Below are 2,078 nucleotides of genomic sequence, written 5' to 3'. Positions count from 1 at the left end.
AATAAGTCGCTATAAGGCGTTAATTTTATTAGTTAAATTTTTGTCATGTTGGGTAAGAATTCATGCTCTAATCTTCCGAAAAGATAAAAAAGGCAATAAAAAAAGCAGCTTGACAAGCTGCTTTTAATCGTTAGTGGCGGAAAGACAGGGATTCGAACCCTGGAAGGGCGTTAACCCTCGCCGGTTTTCAAGACCGGTGCATTCAACCACTCTGCCATCTTTCCATAATGAGGGCGCAATTTTAGTGAGTTCTGTTTTTTTTGTCTAGTCTTATTTTCTGATTCTTCGGCTTTGCAATGTTTTTACTGAATTTTTATTCAGGTTTTGGAAAAGGTTTTGCTTGCTTTTTGGGCTGCGGCTACAATAGCGCGCCATGAATTTTTCTGCTTTTTGGTCTGCGCCTTCGTTTGCGGCGTTTTTTCCGCAATCTTGCTTGCATTGCAATGCTTTTTGTGAGGAGCCGTTATGCGCGGATTGTCAGACCTTATTGCGTGCTTTTCCTCGGCATTGCCGCTCTTGTTCGCGTCCTTTGCCGCAGGCGGAGGTATGCGGAGCATGTTTGCGCAAACCGCCTGAAATTGAGGCTTTATTTATTGCTTGCTGCTTTGAGTATGTGGTGCGCGATGTGGTTTTGGCGGCAAAATATGCGGCAAACCGCAGGGCTTTGGCTTTGATGGCGGCGATGATGTCGCAGTGCTCGTTGTCTGCTGTCGATGTGTTGCTGCCGATGCCGATTTCAAGAGGGCGTTTGCTGCAACGCGGTTTTAATCAAACGCATTATTTGGCGGCGGCGATGGCAAAGCATTATGGCTTGCCGATGAATAAGGCTTTGTTAGTCAAACAAGGGCGAGCGCCGCAATCTTCTTTGGCGGCAAGGCTGAGGCGGAAGAATATTCGAGGGGCGTTTTCCGTGCAGGGCGCGTGTCCGCCGTCGGTGTTATTGTTGGATGATGTTTATACGACGGGAGCAACGATGCGTGAGGCGGCGCGGACGCTAAAACGTGCAGGTGCGCAGAGAGTTTATGCGGCGGTGTTTGCTGCCGCGCTTTTTGATTAATGTAGAGGATATATGCAGGATTTTATTCCGGTTGTGGCGTTTATCGGCGCTTATGTGTCGGCGCGTGTGTTGGGTTATGCGGATCAGGCGATGTATGTGGCGACGGCGGCTTTGATGCTGGTGTCGGTTGTGCAATTGCTGTGGATGAAGTTGAGAAATACCGCGATTGAGAAACGCCATTGGCTGACGGTATTGGTGATTTGGGTTTTGGGCGTGCTGACTTTGGCGGTGCATAATGATTTGTTTATCAAATTCAAACCGACGGTCTTAAACATCGCGATTGCGGCGGTCTTTTTAGTCTCGCAATATGTGGGCAGGGAAAATTTGACTAAAAAGATGCTGCATAGCGCATTCGATATGCCCGAGCATTTATGGACGCGCTTGAATGTGGCTTGGGTCATTTTCTTTTTGTTTGAAGGTGCGCTGAATGTTTTTGTGGCATTGAATTTTTCGAATGATGTCTATGTCAGCTTTAAGTTTTTCGGCTTGATGGGGCTGACAATTGTCTTTTTAATTGCGCAATTTGTGCTGCTGCGTGCTTATTTGCGTAAGGATAAGGAGGGCGAGGATGAGTGAGGCGCGGATTGCGATGTTGGAGCAGGCTTTGCGCGCGGCATTTGCGCCGCAATGCTTAGAGATTCGTGATAATTCCGCCTTGCATGTCGGACATGCTTCGGCAGGCGGGGCAGGGCATTTTGCGGTCTATATCGTGAGCGGGGCTTTTGCGGGCTTATCTGCGGTAAAACGGCATCAGGCCGTCTATGCGGCGGTGGCGGATTTGATGGGAGCGGAAATACATGCCTTATCCATCGAGGCGAAAACGCCGCAGCAGGTCTCATCGGCATCAATATAAGCGCGTTTCGGCGCTTGTATTCATAGTTTAACCTGAGTTCGGGATAAGCCCCCTCTATTTAGCAGCCGCCAAAGCATTCTTCCCAAACATCTGCGGCTTATACGCAAACAAGCAATATGCCGTTAATCCAGAAATCAGATTCAACAAAAATCCCTTCTCTGAACGATG

3 protein-coding genes, 1 tRNA gene and 2 pseudogenes are annotated in these 2,078 nt (G+C 48.4%); 4 read left to right on the top strand and 2 right to left on the bottom strand.

What is annotated here, in order from left to right; translation table 11 throughout:
• Nucleotides 1-134 precede the first annotated feature (134 nt).
• Nucleotides 135-224, bottom strand: a tRNA-Ser gene (locus tag ACJHVI_RS05360).
• Nucleotides 225-373: 149 nt separating this feature from the next.
• Between ACJHVI_RS05360 and ACJHVI_RS05355 the strand changes: the two are divergent.
• The 4 genes and pseudogenes from ACJHVI_RS05355 to ACJHVI_RS05340 form a co-directional block, all read left to right on the top strand.
• Nucleotides 374-502: pseudogene (locus ACJHVI_RS05355) on the top strand (hypothetical protein); the annotation flags it as partial.
• A 57-nt stretch (nt 503-559) separates the two neighbouring features.
• Nucleotides 560-1,057 carry a ComF family protein gene (locus ACJHVI_RS05350; protein ID WP_483183623.1) on the top strand — a complete coding sequence of 166 codons (498 nt, stop codon included), beginning with the start codon at nt 560-562 and terminating at the stop codon, nt 1,055-1,057.
• A 12-nt stretch (nt 1,058-1,069) separates the two neighbouring features.
• Nucleotides 1,070-1,633: an inner membrane-spanning protein YciB gene (locus tag ACJHVI_RS05345; RefSeq protein ID WP_483183622.1), complete on the top strand. Its 564-nt coding sequence runs from the start codon at nt 1,070-1,072 to the stop codon at nt 1,631-1,633.
• Nucleotides 1,626-1,910 carry a BolA family protein gene (locus ACJHVI_RS05340; protein WP_483183621.1) on the top strand — a complete coding sequence of 95 codons (285 nt, stop codon included), beginning with the start codon at nt 1,626-1,628 and terminating at the stop codon, nt 1,908-1,910. The genes ACJHVI_RS05345 and ACJHVI_RS05340 overlap by 8 nt, the downstream gene beginning before the upstream one ends.
• Before the next feature lie 54 nt (nt 1,911-1,964).
• Here the strand turns inward: ACJHVI_RS05340 and ACJHVI_RS05335 are convergent.
• Nucleotides 1,965-2,078 (bottom strand): annotated as a pseudogene (locus ACJHVI_RS05335) (IS982 family transposase); the annotation flags it as partial.

This window comes from Suttonella sp., assembly GCF_056855035.1.
The sequence above is the reverse complement of the archived record's forward strand: the minus strand, read 5'-3'. Positions and strand labels throughout refer to the sequence as shown.